Source organism: Parvibaculum sp., from assembly GCF_002684405.1.
In the GTDB taxonomy this organism is placed as follows: domain Bacteria; phylum Pseudomonadota; class Alphaproteobacteria; order Parvibaculales; family Parvibaculaceae; genus Parvibaculum.
Window position 1 is genome coordinate 13,643 of record NZ_NYVD01000117.1, and the last position, 15,846, is coordinate 29,488.

General features: G+C 61.5%; 16 protein-coding genes. 2 read left to right on the forward strand and 14 right to left on the reverse strand.

Annotated features, from left to right (window positions below; translation table 11 throughout):
- Positions 1-8 precede the first annotated feature (8 nt).
- The 9 genes from CMI59_RS10910 to CMI59_RS10950 form a co-directional block, all read right to left on the reverse strand.
- A complete protein-coding gene (locus tag CMI59_RS10910; protein WP_293328289.1) occupies positions 9-2,024 on the reverse strand; it encodes an acetyl/propionyl/methylcrotonyl-CoA carboxylase subunit alpha in 2,016 nt (671 codons plus the stop codon).
- Positions 2,025-2,798 (reverse strand): hypothetical protein, encoded by a 774-nt coding sequence (locus CMI59_RS10915; RefSeq protein ID WP_293328290.1) that lies wholly within the window; start codon positions 2,796-2,798, stop codon positions 2,025-2,027.
- 11 nt (positions 2,799-2,809) lie between these two features.
- Positions 2,810-4,342, reverse strand: coding sequence for an acyl-CoA carboxylase subunit beta (locus CMI59_RS10920; RefSeq protein WP_293328291.1), 1,533 nt, complete (start codon positions 4,340-4,342; stop codon positions 2,810-2,812).
- 247 nt (positions 4,343-4,589) lie between these two features.
- Positions 4,590-5,399, reverse strand: a complete 810-nt coding sequence (locus tag CMI59_RS10925; RefSeq protein ID WP_293328292.1) for an ATP12 family protein — start codon at positions 5,397-5,399, stop codon at positions 4,590-4,592.
- A 20-nt stretch (positions 5,400-5,419) separates the two neighbouring features.
- The gene (locus tag CMI59_RS10930; RefSeq protein ID WP_293328293.1) at positions 5,420-7,228 is read right to left on the reverse strand and encodes an AsmA family protein; all 1,809 of its coding nucleotides are present in this window, start codon (positions 7,226-7,228) and stop codon (positions 5,420-5,422) included.
- An 11-nt stretch (positions 7,229-7,239) separates the two neighbouring features.
- Complete coding sequence (locus CMI59_RS10935; protein WP_293328294.1) at positions 7,240-7,932, reverse strand: HAD family hydrolase; 693 nt, start codon at positions 7,930-7,932, stop codon at positions 7,240-7,242.
- On the reverse strand, positions 7,929-8,927 hold the full coding sequence (locus CMI59_RS10940) for an RluA family pseudouridine synthase (RefSeq protein ID WP_293328295.1): 999 nt from the start codon (positions 8,925-8,927) through the stop codon (positions 7,929-7,931). The genes CMI59_RS10935 and CMI59_RS10940 overlap by 4 nt, the downstream gene beginning before the upstream one ends.
- A complete protein-coding gene (crcB, locus tag CMI59_RS10945; RefSeq protein WP_293328296.1) occupies positions 8,924-9,304 on the reverse strand; it encodes a fluoride efflux transporter CrcB in 381 nt (126 codons plus the stop codon). Before crcB ends, CMI59_RS10940 begins: the two co-directional genes overlap by 4 nt.
- Positions 9,301-10,605 (reverse strand): replication-associated recombination protein A, encoded by a 1,305-nt coding sequence (locus tag CMI59_RS10950; RefSeq protein WP_293328297.1) that lies wholly within the window; start codon positions 10,603-10,605, stop codon positions 9,301-9,303. Before CMI59_RS10950 ends, crcB begins: the two co-directional genes overlap by 4 nt.
- Before the next feature lie 171 nt (positions 10,606-10,776).
- Here CMI59_RS10950 and CMI59_RS10955 point away from each other — a divergent pair, with 171 nt between their 5' ends.
- Together CMI59_RS10955 and bfr are read left to right on the forward strand one after the other, a co-directional pair.
- Positions 10,777-10,983 (forward strand): (2Fe-2S)-binding protein, encoded by a 207-nt coding sequence (locus CMI59_RS10955; RefSeq protein ID WP_293328298.1) that lies wholly within the window; start codon positions 10,777-10,779, stop codon positions 10,981-10,983.
- Between the two features lie 92 nt (positions 10,984-11,075).
- Positions 11,076-11,558 (forward strand): bacterioferritin, encoded by a 483-nt coding sequence (bfr, locus tag CMI59_RS10960; protein WP_293328299.1) that lies wholly within the window; start codon positions 11,076-11,078, stop codon positions 11,556-11,558.
- Positions 11,559-11,564: 6 nt separating this feature from the next.
- On the opposite strand, the gene CMI59_RS10965 is transcribed toward bfr, so the two are convergent.
- From CMI59_RS10965 to rpsM, 5 genes are all read right to left on the reverse strand, one after another.
- Positions 11,565-13,028 carry a DegQ family serine endoprotease gene (locus tag CMI59_RS10965; protein WP_293328300.1) on the reverse strand — a complete coding sequence of 488 codons (1,464 nt, stop codon included), beginning with the start codon at positions 13,026-13,028 and terminating at the stop codon, positions 11,565-11,567.
- A gap of 202 nt (positions 13,029-13,230) precedes the next feature.
- Positions 13,231-13,662: a 50S ribosomal protein L17 gene (gene rplQ / locus CMI59_RS10970; protein WP_293328301.1), complete on the reverse strand. Its 432-nt coding sequence runs from the start codon at positions 13,660-13,662 to the stop codon at positions 13,231-13,233.
- A gap of 68 nt (positions 13,663-13,730) precedes the next feature.
- A complete protein-coding gene (locus CMI59_RS10975) occupies positions 13,731-14,747 on the reverse strand; it encodes a DNA-directed RNA polymerase subunit alpha (RefSeq protein WP_293328302.1) in 1,017 nt (338 codons plus the stop codon).
- A gap of 154 nt (positions 14,748-14,901) precedes the next feature.
- Positions 14,902-15,291: a 30S ribosomal protein S11 gene (gene rpsK, locus CMI59_RS10980; protein WP_167089670.1), complete on the reverse strand. Its 390-nt coding sequence runs from the start codon at positions 15,289-15,291 to the stop codon at positions 14,902-14,904.
- 60 nt (positions 15,292-15,351) lie between these two features.
- The gene (gene rpsM / locus CMI59_RS10985; RefSeq protein ID WP_293328303.1) at positions 15,352-15,720 is read right to left on the reverse strand and encodes a 30S ribosomal protein S13; all 369 of its coding nucleotides are present in this window, start codon (positions 15,718-15,720) and stop codon (positions 15,352-15,354) included.
- Positions 15,721-15,846: the final 126 nt, after the last annotated feature.

The window sequence follows — 15,846 nt, forward strand, 5'->3', positions numbered from 1 at the left end:
CGGAAAACCTATTCGAATTCCATGATGACGGCGTCGACTGCCAGGCTGTCGCCCTCTTCGCAATTGATGCTCTTCACCACCGCATCCACTTCGGCGCGGAGAATATTTTCCATCTTCATGGCTTCGACCACGGCAAGCGCCTCGCCCGCCTGCACTTCCTGGCCGACCTCCGCATGAAGCTTCTTCACAAGGCCCGGCATGGGGCAGAGAAGCATCTTGGACGTGTCGGCGACCTTGAGCTCGGGCATCAGCGCTGCGAGCGCATAGCCGCGCACCGTATGCACGATGGCATTGGCCGTCGCACCGCGATAACGCAGCAGATAGCCCTGCTTGGCGCGGTCCGTCTCGACGACATATTCCTTGCCGTCGATCTTGCCCTTCCAGACAGCCTGTCCCGGCGTCCAGTCCGACCGCACCAGATGCTCGGAAAGCCGCTTGCCGTTCTCGTCGAGGAAGAAGACCTCCAGCCCCGCCGCCACATCCGTCGCTGAAACGCGCTGGTTCCACTCGTCCAGCGATACGATCCACTCCGTCGGCAGCACGCGCGGCCTGTTGGGCAACTGACCCGAAATCTGCACCGCGCGGTCCGCATGCATCTTGTTCATGTGAACCGCGATGACGGCGAGCATGACGGCGCGCTCATCGGCCAGATCCACACCCTTGAACCCGTCCGGATACTCTTCGGGAATGAAGTTGGTCGTCAGGCGGCCTTCGCGGAACCGCGGATGCTCCATGATCGCTGCAAGGAACGGAATATTGTGCCCGATCCCCTTGATATGGAAACTGTCCAGCGCTTTCGACATATGCTTGATCGCCGAGAGCCGGTCCGGCCCGTGCGTGCAGAGCTTGGCGATCATCGGATCGTAGAACAGCGAAATCTCGCCGCCCTCGAACACACCGGTATCGTTGCGGATGGTGAGGCCCTTCTCTGTCCCCTCCTGCGGCGGCTGGTAGCGCACCAGACGGCCGGTGGACGGCAGGAAGTTCCTGTACGGATCTTCCGCATAGATGCGGCTCTCCATGGCCCAACCGTTGATCTTCACATCCGACTGCTTGATCTTCAGCTCTTCGCCATTGGCGACGCGGATCATCTGCTCCACCAGGTCGATACCGGTGATGAGCTCGGTCACCGGATGCTCCACCTGCAGGCGGGTATTCATTTCGAGGAAGTAGAAGTTCTTGTCCTTGTCGACGATGAACTCCACCGTGCCCGCGCTCTCATAGTTCACGGCCTTGGCAAGCGCCACGGCCTGCTCGCCCATGGCCTTGCGGGTTTCCTCATCGAGGAAGGGCGACGGCGCTTCCTCGATCACCTTCTGGTTGCGGCGCTGGATCGAGCATTCGCGCTCCACCACATAGATCGCATTGCCCTTCTTGTCGGCCAGCACCTGAATTTCGATATGACGCGGCTGCGTCACGAACTTTTCGATGAAGACGCGGTCGTCGCCGAAGCTCGACTTGGCTTCCGACATGGACGAGGCAAAGCCGTCGGCCACTTCGGATTCCGACCAGGCGATACGCATGCCCTTGCCGCCGCCGCCGGCAGACGCCTTGATCATCACCGGATAGCCGATGTCGTTGGCGATCTTCACGGCCTCTTCCGCCGTCTCGATCACGCCGAGATAACCCGGCACCGTGTTGACCTTGGCTTCGTTGGCGAACTTCTTGGACTCGATCTTGTCGCCCATCACCTCGATGGCCCTGATGTTCGGCCCGATGAAGGCAATGCCGTTATCGGCCAGCGCCTGAGCAAATTTCGCGTTCTCCGACAGGAAGCCATAGCCGGGATGAACGGCCTCGGCGCCCGTCTCCTTACAGGCCGCGATGATCTTGTCCGCGATCAGATAGGATTCCGATGCGGGCGGCGGGCCGATAAACACGTGCTCGTCCGCCATCTCGACGTGAAGTGCGTCGGCATCCGCCTCGGAATAGACGGCCACCGTCTTGATGCCCATGGCGCGCGCCGTCTTGATGACGCGGCAGGCAATTTCGCCTCGGTTGGCGATCAGGATTTTCTTGAACATCTAGTCTTCGTCCCCTCGACAGGCAGCTACAAATTCATACCCCAAAGGCATGAGTCTGACATTCAACAGGAAATGACGTTTCCCATGATTGATAAACGAGGCCGAATTTACCGTTACCAATCCTAGCGATTCCAAGTGCAGCAACGAAGCGCCCTCCGGAACCCCATAAAGAGAAAATTCATTCGTATTCGGAATATCGTCATTGTGAAAAAACAAATTGTACCCGCCAAAAGCCTCTACAGCCTCGACCAACTTGCTTTCATCACACACCTCTAGACCTTGAACGAAGCCAACAAAATCTTGCTCAGAATGCCTGAAGGTAAATCCATCCGGACGAAAAAAATCTTCCTGATGCTTACCGCACGCTAACGTATCCAGCAGCCTTGCCTGCCAAGCGTCTATTGCCGAAAGACACTCAACACACCACTTGTAGTTAACCCCTGTATACGTCCCCGCTGTCACTAACAAGTTCGCCCATTTTTCATTCAGCTCGCTATCTTCAGCTTCTAGGGAAGCTTCCTCGATAAAAGGCACCAGAAATTTAAGCTCAACAGGTGACAACTCCCTATTGCGTTCACCGGCAAGAACAGACGCCCTCTCAACAACTCGCAGCGCTGTTTTCCAACGATGGAATCTAATTCTGTCGGACAACACATCGGTAATGTCTGCAACAGGACCAATCAGCCGAGTCAGAAGATGCATAGCTTCCCGACTTACATCAGCCGGGATATCTATGTTCGCCTTCAGCATTTTGTCATCGGCCTCTTCGGACATGGAGATCGCCCTCAGAGCGGAATGTTGTCGTGCTTCTTCCAGGGATTCTCGAGCTCCTTGTCGCGAAGGAGCGCGAGCGCGCGGGCAAGCCGCGGCCGCGTGGAATGCGGCATGATCACTTCATCGATATAGCCCCGCTCCGCCGCGACGAAGGGGTTGAGGAAGCGGTCCTCATAAGCCTTGGTATGGGACGCGATTTTCTCTTCGTCCCCAAGGTCCTGACGATGGATGATCTCCACCGCGCCCTTGGCGCCCATCACCGCGATCTCGGCGGTCGGCCAGGCATAGTTCAGATCGCCGCGCAGATGCTTGGACGACATCACGTCATAAGCACCGCCATAGGCCTTGCGGGTGATAACGGTGACTTTCGGCACCGTCGCTTCCGTATAGGCAAAGAGCAGCTTCGCACCATGCTTGATGAGGCCGCCATATTCCTGCGCGGTGCCCGGCAGGAAGCCCGGCACATCGACGAAGGTGACGATCGGAATATCGAAGCAGTCGCAGAAGCGCACGAAGCGCGCGGCCTTGCGGCTCGCATCGCTGTCCAGCACGCCCGCCAACACCATGGGCTGGTTGGCGACGACGCCCACCGTGCGGCCCTCGATACGGCCAAAGCCGGTAATGATGTTCTTGGCGAAGTTTTCCTGCAGCTCGAAGAAGTCGCCCTCGTCCACCGTCTTCTGGATCAACTCCTTCATGTCATAGGGCATGTTGGGGTTGCGGGGGATAAGCGTGTCGAGCGACGGCTCGTTACGGTCCTTGTCGTCGAAGAAAGGACGCTCCGGCACCTCATCGCGGTTCGACGACGGCAGGAAGTCGATCAGGCGACGAATTTGACCCAGCGTGATGACGTCATTGTCCCAGGCGCCGTCCGCCACCGAAGATTTCACCGTGTGGATGGACGCACCGCCCAGCTCTTCCGACGTCACGGTTTCGTTCGTCACCGTCTTCACCACATCCGGGCCGGTCACGAACATGTAGGAGGTATCGCGCACCATGAAGATGAAATCGGTCATCGCCGGCGAATAAACGTCGCCGCCGGCGCAAGGCCCCATGATGACGGAAATCTGCGGGATCACGCCCGAGGCCAGCACGTTGCGCGTGAACACTTCGCCGTAGCCGCCCAGCGCATCCACGCCTTCCTGAATGCGCGCGCCGCCCGCGTCGAACAGACCGATGATCGGCGCACCGGTCTTCAGCGCCATGTCCTGTACCTTGGTCATCTTGCGGGCATGGGATTTCGACAGCGAGCCGCCAAAGACGGTGAAGTCCTTCACGAAAAGATAGACCGGGCGACCGTTGACGGTGCCCCAGCCGGTGACCACGCCGTCGCCCGGGATCTTCTGTCCGTCCATCCCGAAATCGTGGCAGTCATGTTCCACGAACATGTCGAACTCCTCGAAGGAGCCCTCGTCGAGCAGAAGCTCGATGCGTTCGCGGGCCGTCAGCTTGCCCTTGGAATGCTGCGAGTCGATGCGCTTCTGACCGCCGCCGAGCCGCGCCGTGGCACGCCTCTCCTCAAGCTGGCGAAGAATTTCCTTCATGCCGCCCCCTTATTTGCTGGCTGGCTTCCCGCCGCTGGAAAACAGGCGGGCTGTGGCCGGGCGTGATGACATTATCCGGCGCCGGAAACCGCCTGCCCTCTCCCGATCGGAGACGCAGGCCGGCTGCGAACGCCTTCCCTGTGCGAGGCGCTTTCAATAGCACCCTGCACGAAAAATTGCCAATGGTACGCGCGGTTTACGGCGGTTTTCCGGGGGCATGGGCCATGCCCGGCGCGCCGACGCTGCGTCAGACCGGTTCTCGGTCCAGCAGGGCCAGAAACCGCGCCGTGTCGGCGATCTCCGAGCGGCGGGTTTCAAGGCGGATTCGCTCCTCCTCATCCTCCCCGCAAAGCTGTTCCGCCCAGGCTTCCTCCACATGGGCCGCCTGGTGGACCGCCTCCGCATCCATCCTGCCCCGCACCAGCGCCAGCGCGATCAGGGCAGAGCCCGTCAGCGTGGTCATATTGTGGAGCGCTGCGACCCGGAAGGCATCGAGCCCCGTTACGGCGCGGCGCAGCCGGTCCAGCGCATCGGCATCCTGCGGCACCTGAATGAGGCCGCTGGTCGTGACGAAGGCGGCCCCGAGTTCGTCCCGCGCCCAGTTCAGTACCGGGTCCCAATGCGCAGCCTGCAGGGCCACGAGCCCCTCGGGATATTCCGCCCGGTAGCAGGTGAGGTCCGAGCCGCCGAATTTGACGATTTCCTCCGCCACGGTGTCATGGCGCGGCTCCACCAAATCGAGTGCGGTATTGGCAAGCCGTGTGAGCCACATGACACGCGGATCGATTTCCTCGGTCTGCGCCTCCCATTCCTCGGCCATGGCGCGGGCCAGCGCCTCGCTGGGCACGACAAGCGCCCGGCGCGAAGGGGTCTTCACGCCCTTGCCGTCCAGCAGCACCGTATGCCCGTCCTCCAGCGGCGCGGCCTCCGCTTTCTTGTAGAAGCGTTTGGGCAGCTTTCTGAGCTTCTGTCCGCCGGGATGGGCGGCCTGCTCGTCGCCTTCTTTTCGTTCGGCGAGATCGAAAATGCCGCCGCTCTTGTCGCTATCGTCCTGCATGAAATCCTTACTCGAAATCCTTACTTGCCGAATAGATTGCCGATGCCCTTGCCGACATCCTCAAGCGCGCCGCCGACGCCTTCCGCCGCGCCCTTGGCAGCACCGCCAACGGTCTCGCCGACGCCCTTCACGAGGCCCGTCATGCCGCCATCCTTCGCCGCCGTCGCGGCAAGCGCGGCACAACCGCCGGAGCTTGCGACCGACCGATCGCCGGTACTCATCAGCGGCAGGAGCGCGCCCACACCGCCCGTCAGCGCGGTACCGGCCACCGCCGTTGCCACGCCGGTGACCACGCCCGTCCTGTCGAGACCGGCAGAGGGCGATGCCAGCGGCCCGGACAGGCGCACCGGAAAGGCAAGGCTGACAAGCGACGGGTTCTTGGGCTTGGGCTTCAGCAACAGGTCGACATATTCCGACCCGAGATTGACCGTGCCGCTACCCGTAGTGACGAGGCTGTCCGTCTCCAGCGCCAGCGCCTTCGACGTGCCGACGCCATTCTTGAAATCGAACCGGCTCAGCGCGCAAACAAGCTTTGCGCGGTCGCCCTTCTCGCCATTGGGAATGAGGACATTCACCAGATCGTCCGACACCATCGCGAAGGCGCGTGAATTGATACTGCCCTCACCCAGCGCAAAATTGGTCTGGCCGTTCGCACTGGCCGCGATCGCATGGAGCGAAGCGCCGCGCCCTCGAAGTTCCGCGCCGAAATCGGCCTCGGCACTCAGAAGGTCGGTCACATCCGCATCGCTCAGGAGACGGCCGAAATCCAGGGCGGAAGACTTCGCATCGAGGCTCACCGACTTTGCCTTGCCGTTGACGCCGATATCCGCCGTGATGGGACGGTCGCGATATCGCACACTCAAAGGCAGGTCGAGGTTGCCGTTGCCGATTTTGAGCGGCGCCTTGAAATCCGTGAGCGTCACTCCGCCGTAAACAAGCTTGTCGATGGAAAGGTCGAGATCGACATCTACCGTTTCGAGCGCATCGAAAGGAAGCGGATCGCTGCTGAAAAGTTTGCCGCCCGACTTTCCGCCGGAAGAACCGGTCTTGCCGCCTTTCAGCAGCGGCGTCACATCGAGTTCCGGGCTCGTGAATGCACCTTTCAGCGTCAGCTGCTTGTTCGCGCCACGCTGCAACGAAAGATCGCCGCTGACGCTGGTATCGCCGATGGTCAGCGCCGTCCCCTTGAGCGACAGGTCGGAGGCATCGCCGGAAACGACCGAGTCGAATGAAATCTCGGTGCCGTTCACCTCGCCCTTCACTCTGACATCGGTGGAGTTGAACCCCGGATCGAGCCGCACCTCGTCGAAGCTGGCTTCATTCACCTTGCCCGTCACGCCATCGCGATAGGTGATGGCGAGATCGGTGATTTTCACATCGGGGATGCTCGCCAGGCTGGGACCGCCCGAATTGTCTTCCGGTTTGGTAGGCTCGGGTGCGGCGCCGGTCGACAGCTCCCAGTTCCCCACGCCCTTCCTGTTCGTCTCCAGATAGATATCCGCGCCGTCGATCTCCACCGAGCGCGCATCGATCTTCCCGCTCAGCAACGGCAGAAGGGCGACCTGAATGCCGAGCTTCTTCGCAGTGAGCATGTTGGGCCGCGAACCCCAATCGGCATTGGCGAAGCTCACATTCTCCGCAACGACCGTGGGCACCAGCGAAACACCGATATGGAGCGGCCCCGAAATCTTGAGCTCACGCCCCGTGGCCTCTTTCGCCGCCTGCTCGATCTGCGGCGCGAAGCGCCCGAGATCGACGAAACTGAGCGCGACCAGCGCGCCACCCAAAACGAGGACGAGAACGACGAGAACCTTCAGCAGACCCTTCATGTCACTACCTCTTATCCTGTTGGCGTTTCCGCCGCCCATAAGCGATCCAGTGCCGGCAGAAGCTCGTCGAAATGGGTAAGCACCTTCCCGGCGCCGGCACGCCTCAGCGTGTCCACTTCATGATAGCCCCAATCGACACCCAGCGCATATGCGCCCGCGGCACGGGCCATCTCCATGTCATAGGTCGTATCGCCCACAAGCACCGTGTCGGCGGGCTCCACCCCCGCCTCCCTGATGGCGCGGCGCAGCATTTCCGGATGCGGCTTGGACGGCGCATCGTCCGCCGTCTGAAGGGTCATGAAATAGCGCCCGAGCCCATGCGCCTCCAGCGCATGCCGGAGCCCCCGCTGCGACTTGCCCGTCGCGACGCCCATCAGCACATGGTCGATGGCATAGAGCCCTTCCAGCGCGGCCCGCGCGCCCTCAAACAATGGCTCCACCAGATCGGCCCGTTTGCGCAGTTCGAAAAACGCATCCTTATAGGCGAGCGTCAGCTCGTCCCGCTTCGGCGCTTCCACATGCGGCACCAGCGTCGCGATCGCCTCGTCCAGCGACAACCCGACAATCGACAACACCTGCTCGCGCGGCAGCGGCTCCATCTCATGCTTGGTGAAGGCATGAGACATGGCAGCGGCGATCATGTGCTGGCTGTCGATCAGCGTGCCGTCGCAATCGAAAACCACAAGTTTCAGGCGATCGCTCAAAGCTCCAGCTCCTCGAAGGGGTTCTCGTCGTCTTCCAGGTCGAAGGCGAGCAGCTTCCAGCTCTTCTGCATATGCGGCGGCAAAGGCGCGACAAGATGCAGACGTTTGCCCTTACCCGCCGGATGCGCAATGTCGAGCGAGCGCGCATGCAGATGAAGCTGGCGCGGAATCTCGCCGCCCGGGTGGGCATTAACGCCGCCATATTTCCCATCGCCCACGATAGGCGTTTCGATGGCCGCCGCATGGGCGCGGATCTGATGGGTACGCCCTGTCATCGGCATGAAAGCGACCCAGGCAAGTTTGTAGGACGCCGTGCCGACAACCGCATAATGCGTCTCGGCATATTTGCCGTCGGGATCGCCTTTGGCGGCGGGGAACACGCGCTCAGCCCGCGGCCCGCCCTGCTTGGAGAGCGCCAGCTTGATGGTCCCGCGATGCGGCATCGGCACGCCCACCACCAGCGCCCAGTAAACCTTGCGGGCATCCTTCTGCTTGAAGGCTCGAGCAAGCTCCGTCGCGGCCCTGGTATTGCGCGCCAGAACGAGCACGCCGGACGTATCGCGGTCCAGCCGGTGCACAAGCTTGGGCCGTTCGCTCGCATCGAATGTGAGTGCGTCGAGCATCCCGTCCAAATGGCGCTCGGTCTTCGTTCCGCCCTGCACGGCAAGTCCCGCCGGTTTGTTGATCGCAATCACATCATCGTCGCGATAGATGACAAGCGAACGAACAAAGTCTGCATCTTCATCGGAGAGCTTCTGTTCCTTTTTCGGCGCAGGCTTTTCGATATCGTCGCCCATCGGCGGCACGCGCACGGTCTGCCCGGCCTCAAGCCGCAGATTGGCCTTCGCCCGCGCGCCATCCACACGAACCTGCCCGGTGCGCAGAAGCTTTTCGAGACGGCCATGCGTCAACGCCGGGTAACGGCGTTTGAACCAGCGATCAAGCCGCGTCCCGTCTTCAGCCTGCGAAACCTCGATCTGCTCGACAGCGCTCATACAAGAACCAATCGTACGAAATAAAGCCCGGCGAAGAGAGCCGCGATCGCGCCTATCACCGAGCCGCCCACATAGAGCAAGGAAAGAAGCCCATCACCGCGCTCCATCATATTGGCCGCATCGAGAGAGAAAGCGGAGAAGGTCGTGAACCCGCCAAGAAGGCCCGTCATGACGAAGCTGCGCATTTCAGGAGAGAGGTGGAACTTCAGCGCCAGCCCCTCTGCGACAAAACCCATAATGAAAGAGCCGATCAGGTTCGCACTGAAAGTGCCCCACGGAAAACTGGAACCGAACCAATGCAGCATCTGCGCGCTAAGCAAGTATCGTCCACTCGCGCCGACGGCGCCGCCAATTGCCACTGCGAAAAGTCCGTTCACTGACCCTTCTCCTGTCTGAGTTTCTGCCAATAAGCCAGCCGCTTTGCGATCTCGCGCTCGAAACCGCGATCCACCGGCGAATAGAATTTCTGGCGCGTCATCTCCTCGGGGAAATAATCCTGCCCCGAAAATGCGTTCGGCGCGTCATGGTCGTATTCATAGCCTGCGCCATAGCCGAGATCTTCCATCAGCCGCGTCGGCGCATTGAGGATATGGGCGGGCGGCGAGACGGAGCCCGTCTCCTTGGCCGCGCGCTTCGAGGCGCCGAAGGCCTTGTACCCAGCATTCGATTTCGGCGCCGTGGCGAGATAGATCGTCGCCTGCGCCAGTGCCAGATCGCCCTCCGGCGAGCCCAGGAAATCGAAAACCTCCTTGGCCGCCAGCGCCTGGTGTACCGCTTGCGGATCGGCCAGACCGATATCCTCGATTGCCGCGCGCACCAGCCGTCTGGCAATGAAGAGCGGATCTTCGCCGCCGACAAGCATGCGCGCCAGCCAATAGAGCGCCGCATCGCAATCGGAGCCGCGAATGGATTTATGGAGCGCAGAGACGAGGTTGTAGTGCCCCTCCCGTCCCTTGTCGTAAAGCGGCGCCCGTCGCTGAATGGCGGCAATCAGATCGGCGGTTTCGAACGGCTCGTCCGGCGCCAGCGCATAAACCTCTTCGGCCAGGTTCAGCGCATAGCGCCCGTCGCCATCGGCCATGGCGCGGAGGCTTGCCCGCGCCTCGTCGGTCAGCGGCAGCGGGCGGCCCTTATGCGCCTCGGCGCGCGCCAGCAGTTCCTCCAGCGCGGCATCGTCCAGCCGGTTCAGCACCAGCACCTGCGCACGGGAGAGAAGCGCGGCATTGAGCTCGAAAGACGGGTTCTCTGTCGTCGCGCCCACCACCGTCACCGTCCCGTCCTCCATGACCGGCAGGAAGCTGTCCTGCTGGGTCCGGTTGAAGCGGTGGATCTCGTCCACGAAAAGCAGCGTCCCCTGCCCCGTCTGACGGCGCGCCCGGGCGGCGTCGAACACCTTCTTGAGGTCCGCCACACCGCTGAAGATCGCCGACATGGGCGCGAAATGGAGCCCCACCCGGTTCGCCAGCAGCCGGGCGATGGTCGTCTTGCCCGTGCCGGGCGGCCCCCAGAGGATGATCGAGGAGAGATGCCCCGACGCCAGCATCCGCGCAAGCGGCCCCTTCTCGCCCAGCAGATGCGACTGGCCGACCACCTCTTCCAGCGTCTGCGGGCGCAGCTTGTCGGCGAGCGGGCGCGGCGCCCCCTCATCCATTCCGGCTGCTTCGAAAAGATTACTCATGCGCGGGATTTATCACGTTTGCCGGGCGTACTCACCAGCGCCCGGGAAGGCCGGTGCAAAAAACTGGGTGTGCGACAATTTGCAATTGCGAATGCCTTGCAATAACGGTTCGACCATGGCATATTGTCAGTGAAATCGGGATAAAGCCCGACCGAAGGGAAGGCCATCAGCATGATCGTCTGCGTCTGCAATGCCATCAGCGACCGTTCCGTGAAGCAAACGCTCGCGACCGCGCCGCATATTGCAACGCCGGCCGCCCTGCACCGCGCCCATGGTTGCAAGGCCCAATGCGGCCGCTGCCTGCCAAGCTTGGCCGAGCTGATCGCCGAAGCGAAGCTCGAAACCGCCCTCGCCTCCTCCGTTCAGGCCGCCGATTAATCCACAAATCGGTTCCTTTCATCGTTTGACCCCGTTCGCCTGAAGGGGGACGATGGGCGTGAGATTCCCCCGCGCGATCCAAGAGGCACCCCATGAAAGGCGACACCAAGGTCATCGAGTATCTGAACCGGGCGCTGAAGATGGAACTGACCGCCATCAACCAGTATTTCCTGCATGCCCGCATGTTCAAGGACTGGGGCTTCAAGCGGATCGCGGACAAGGAATACGAAGAATCCATCGATGAGATGAAGCATGCCGACAAGCTCATCGAACGGATCCTGTTCCTGGAAGGCCTGCCCAACCTGCAGGATCTCGGCAAAATCTATATCGGCGAAGACGTCGTCGAGTGCCTCGAATGCGACCTGAAGCTGGAGATGGAAGCGCAAGCCTTCTATCGCGAGGCCGTCGCCTTCTGCGAGGGCGCCAAGGATTATGTCACCCGCGAGCTCTTCGAGGACATTCTCGAAGGCGAGGAAGACCATATCGACTTCCTCGAAACCCAGCTCGACCTGGCGAAGAAGGTCGGCAGCGAAAACTATCTTCAGACCCAGATCGGCGAAGGCGGAGAAGGCTGAGGCGCCTTACCCGCTTACCGTCGCACTGAAGACCCGGTCGCCCCGGCGCACCGAGAAATCCCATTGCGCACGGCTCGTGCCGACAAGACCGGTAAGGTCCTTCACTCGCTCGATCTTGCGCCGGTTGACCTCCAGGATCACATCGCCGCGCTGGAACTTGATGCGCGACGCGGGCGAGCCCTGCTCCACGTCGAGCACAACCACGCCGCCCTGCCCGCCCATCACCGACAGGCCGAGACGGTCGGCAATGGCCGGCGAGAGATTGGCGACACGCATGCCCGAAAACGGATTGCGTCCGTCGATGCTGGTTTCATGCGCGGGCGGATCTTCCGGCGGCGCCACAAGCATGACACGCGCCGTGTGCACATCGCCGTCACGCATATAGGAAACATCCGCCTTGCCGCCGAGCCCCTTCGTGGCGAATCGGTAGCGCACCGCGGCCGGATCGATGACGTCATGCCCGTCCACGGCGCGGATCACATCGCCGACCTTCAGGCCGGCCTTCGCGGCAGGCCCGTTCGGATAGATGTCGCGAATAATGCCGCCGCCAGGCCGGTCGAGCCCGAGCGAACCTGCCATCTCCTTGTCGACCGCCTGAAGCTGCGCGCCGAGCCAGGGCCGCTTGATGTGACCGCCATCGCGCGCGCCGTCCACGATGAGGCGCACCATATTGGCCGGAATGGCAAAACCGATCCCGACACTGCCGCCTGATTGCGAGAAGATCGCCGTGTTGATGCCGGCAAGCTTGCCATCCATGGTGACGAGCGCCCCGCCGGAATTGCCCGGATTGATTGCCGCGTCGGTCTGGATGAAGAACTGATAGTCGGAAACGCCCACATGCGTGCGCGCAAGAGCCGACACGATGCCCGTGGTCACCGTCTGTCCCACGCCGAACGGATTGCCGACGGCAAGCACCAGGTCCCCGACTTCGAGCGTATCTGAATCCCGGAACTTCAGATAAGGCAGATCTTTGCCCTTCGTATCGATCTTCAGCACGGCGAGGTCGGTGCGCTTGTCCGCAAGCACCACCTTCGCATCGAATTCGCGCCGGTCCGTCAGCGCGATAGTGAGCTGTTGCGCGCCGTCGATCACATGATTGTTGGTGACGATAAGCCCGTCTTTGGAAACGATCACGCCCGAGCCGAGCGATTGCGCCACCCGCTCGCGCGAGGAGCCGCCCGGAACCTGACCGCCGAAAAACCGCTGGAAAAAGGGATCGTTGAAGAGCGGTGAGGCCCGCTCCTTCACCACGCGCCGCGCATAGACATTCACGACGGCAGGCGCGACACGCTTCACGACGGGCGCATAGGAAAGCTGTATCTGCTCGCGGCTCTGCGGCACCTGCGCGGCGGCGCGCGCCTTGCCGGAGGTCCACGGAAAAAGCGCCAGCGTGACGCTGAGCACGACTGCCGTGACCAGCATCAGCACCACGCTTCCAAATGACGATTGCGACATGATCTCCACCAACATACGGCTCGCCCCCCGGCAGAAACCGACAGGTGGCCCATGGCCTCACATTCCACCCGTCCATTCCGACCGCCGCGAACCGATTTTCCGGGTTCGTCTCATCGCTTTCAAGCGCCGATATACGACCTGACCGAATTGTCACAAAGCAAAAGGGGCGGCTGCCCAAAGCAACCGCCCCTTTGAAATCTCTGTTCGCTCTGAAGGATCAGGCGTTTTCGAGCGCCGCTTCCTGCTCACCCTCGACATAGACCGGACCGGAATCCTGTCCGCGGGCCGTCTCGTCGCGGTCGACGAACTCGATCACGGCCATCGGCGCGCTGTCGCCATGGCGGAAGCCGGCTTTCAGAACGCGGGTGTAGCCGCCATTGCGCTCTGCATAGCGCGGGCCGAGCACGTCGAACAGCTTCGCTGCCCACTCCTTGTCCGGCAGGGCCGAATAGGCCTGACGGCGGGCATGGAGGTCGCCACGCTTGCCGAGCGTCACCAGCTTCTCCACATAGGGACGAAGCTCCTTCGCCTTGGGCAGCGTCGTAACGATCTGCTCATGTTTGATCAGCGCGACAGCCATATTGGCGAGCATCGCCTTGCGATGGCTTGCCGTCCTGTTGAGCTTGCGGCCGGAATTTCCGTGACGCATGACCCGTCTCCTTGTCTATTGCGGCGTCTCCCAGACGCTGCGGTCAACTCAAACGCCCGATTGGGCAATCAATACTGGTCTTCGTAGCGCTTGGCCAGCTCTTCGATATTCTCCGGCGGCCAGTTCGGCACTTCCATACCGAGATGGAGCCCCATCTGCGCCAACACTTCCTTGATCTCGTTCAGCGACTTGCGGCCGAAATTCGGCGTACGGAGCATTTCGCTCTCGGTCTTCTGAATGAGGTCGCCGATATAGACGATGTTGTCGTTCTTCAGGCAGTTCGCCGAACGGACCGACAATTCCAGCTCGTCCACCTTCTTGAGAAGGGCGGCATTGAACTCGAGTTCCGGGCGGGTCTCTTCGACCTGCTTCTGCTCGGGCTCTTCGAAATTCACGAAGGTCTGGAGCTGATCCTGCAGGATACGCGCGGCATAGGCGACCGCGTCATCCGGCGAAATCGCGCCATTGGTCTCGACCTGCATGGTGAGCTTGTCATAGTCAAGGATCTGGCCTTCGCGCGTGTTTTCCACCTTGTAGGAAACGCGCTTCACCGGGCTGTAAAGGCTGTCGATCGGGATCAGGCCAATCGGCGCATCTTCAGGCCGGTTGCGGTCCGAAGCCACATAGCCCTTGCCCTGCGAGACGCTAAATTCCATGCGCATCTCGGCACCTTCATCGAGCGTGCAAATCACCAGCTCCGGGTTCAGCACTTCGATGTCCGCCGGCGCAGTGATATCGGCGGCGGTCACGATGCCGGGACCGGTCTTGGTCAGCGTCATGCGCTTGGTGCCTTCCGCATGCATGCGGAGCGCCAGCTGCTTGATGTTCAGAATGATGTCCGTCACATCCTCGCGGACGCCCGCGATGGAGGAGAACTCATGCAGCACACCGTCGATCTGCACCGCGGTCACCGCCGCACCCTGCAGCGAGGACATCAGCACACGCCGCAGCGCATTACCGAGCGTCAGACCGAAACCGCGCTCGAGCGGCTCGGCAACCACGGTCGCGAAACGCTGGGCATCATGGCCCGGATTGATCTCAAGCTTGTTCGGCTTGATCAGCTCTTCCCAGTTCTTCTGGATCACGTCTTGAACCTCGTGCCGTTAACGGATGCCGTTGGCATCCGGGCGGGCTAACCCGCCATCTGAGCTGTTTAACGTCCCCTCCACCATTCATTCGTGCGAGCGGACGTGACGAACCCGGTGCCGGCATGCAACGGGCTCTGTCAGATAGGTCGTGTCAGACGCGGCGACGCTTCGGAGGGCGGCAGCCATTATGCGGGATCGGCGTCACGTCGCGGATCGACGTCACGGTGAACCCGACGGACTGCAGCGCGCGAAGCGCGGATTCACGGCCGGCGCCCGGACCGCAAACTTCGACCTCAAGGGTCTTCATGCCATGTTCCTGGGCCTTCTTGCCCGCATCTTCGGCAGCCATCTGCGCGGCGAAGGGAGTGGACTTACGGCTCCCCTTGAAGCCCATCATCCCGGCCGAAGACCAGGAGATCGCATTCCCCTGCGCGTCGGCGATGGTGATCATGGTGTTGTTGAACGTCGAATTCACGTGAGCAACGCCCGACGAGATATTCTTACGTTCCTTGCGCTTCACGCGCGCCTTTTCCTTGGCCATGCGTCTCTAAACCTCTTGTGCCGCGCGCAACAAGCATCCGCGGCTGAAAACCTTCAAAACTTACTTCTTCTTACCGGCAATCGCCTTGGCCGGCCCCTTGCGGGTGCGCGCATTGGTATGCGTGCGCTGCCCGCGAACCGGAAGCCCGCGACGATGGCGCAGACCGCGATAGCAGCCCAGATCCATCAGACGCTTGATGTTCATCGCGACGTCGCGGCGAAGATCGCCTTCCACGAGATAGTCGCGGTCGATCGATTCGCGGATCTGAATGACCTCGGCATCTGTCAGTTCATTGACGCGACGCTCGGCCGGAATGCCGACCTGATCACAAATCTCTTTCGACTTGGCATCACCGATGCCGTGAATATAGGTCAGTGCGATGACAACCCGTTTGTTGGTCGGGATGTTGACGCCAGCGATACGAGCCAATGTTTTCTCCTGCTCACCCAGAGCGTTTTCGGCGAAAACGCTCTAACTCTTATGGTTAGATCGCCTTTCCGGAAAATCGCCCCTGTCTTCACGAGGGAGGCACTTTTCCTTAAAGCGACCTGGAAT

Bases quoted from the DNA above. Each gene is read 5' to 3' on its own strand.
- CMI59_RS10910 (WP_293328289.1), bottom strand. From the start codon at position 2,024: ATGTTCAAGAAAATCCTGATCGCCAACCGAGGCGAAATTGCCTGCCGC.
- CMI59_RS10915 (WP_293328290.1), bottom strand. From the start codon at position 2,798: ATGTCCGAAGAGGCCGATGACAAAATGCTGAAGGCGAACATAGATATC.
- CMI59_RS10920 (WP_293328291.1), bottom strand. From the start codon at position 4,342: ATGAAGGAAATTCTTCGCCAGCTTGAGGAGAGGCGTGCCACGGCGCGG.
- CMI59_RS10925 (WP_293328292.1), bottom strand. From the start codon at position 5,399: ATGCAGGACGATAGCGACAAGAGCGGCGGCATTTTCGATCTCGCCGAA.
- CMI59_RS10930 (WP_293328293.1), bottom strand. From the start codon at position 7,228: ATGAAGGGTCTGCTGAAGGTTCTCGTCGTTCTCGTCCTCGTTTTGGGT.
- CMI59_RS10940 (WP_293328295.1), bottom strand. From the start codon at position 8,927: ATGAGCGCTGTCGAGCAGATCGAGGTTTCGCAGGCTGAAGACGGGACG.
- CMI59_RS10950 (WP_293328297.1), bottom strand. From the start codon at position 10,605: ATGAGTAATCTTTTCGAAGCAGCCGGAATGGATGAGGGGGCGCCGCGC.
- CMI59_RS10955 (WP_293328298.1), top strand. From the start codon at position 10,777: ATGATCGTCTGCGTCTGCAATGCCATCAGCGACCGTTCCGTGAAGCAA.
- bfr (WP_293328299.1), top strand. From the start codon at position 11,076: ATGAAAGGCGACACCAAGGTCATCGAGTATCTGAACCGGGCGCTGAAG.
- CMI59_RS10965 (WP_293328300.1), bottom strand. From the start codon at position 13,028: ATGTTGGTGGAGATCATGTCGCAATCGTCATTTGGAAGCGTGGTGCTG.
- rplQ (WP_293328301.1), bottom strand. From the start codon at position 13,662: ATGCGTCACGGAAATTCCGGCCGCAAGCTCAACAGGACGGCAAGCCAT.
- rpsK (WP_167089670.1), bottom strand. From the start codon at position 15,291: ATGGCCAAGGAAAAGGCGCGCGTGAAGCGCAAGGAACGTAAGAATATC.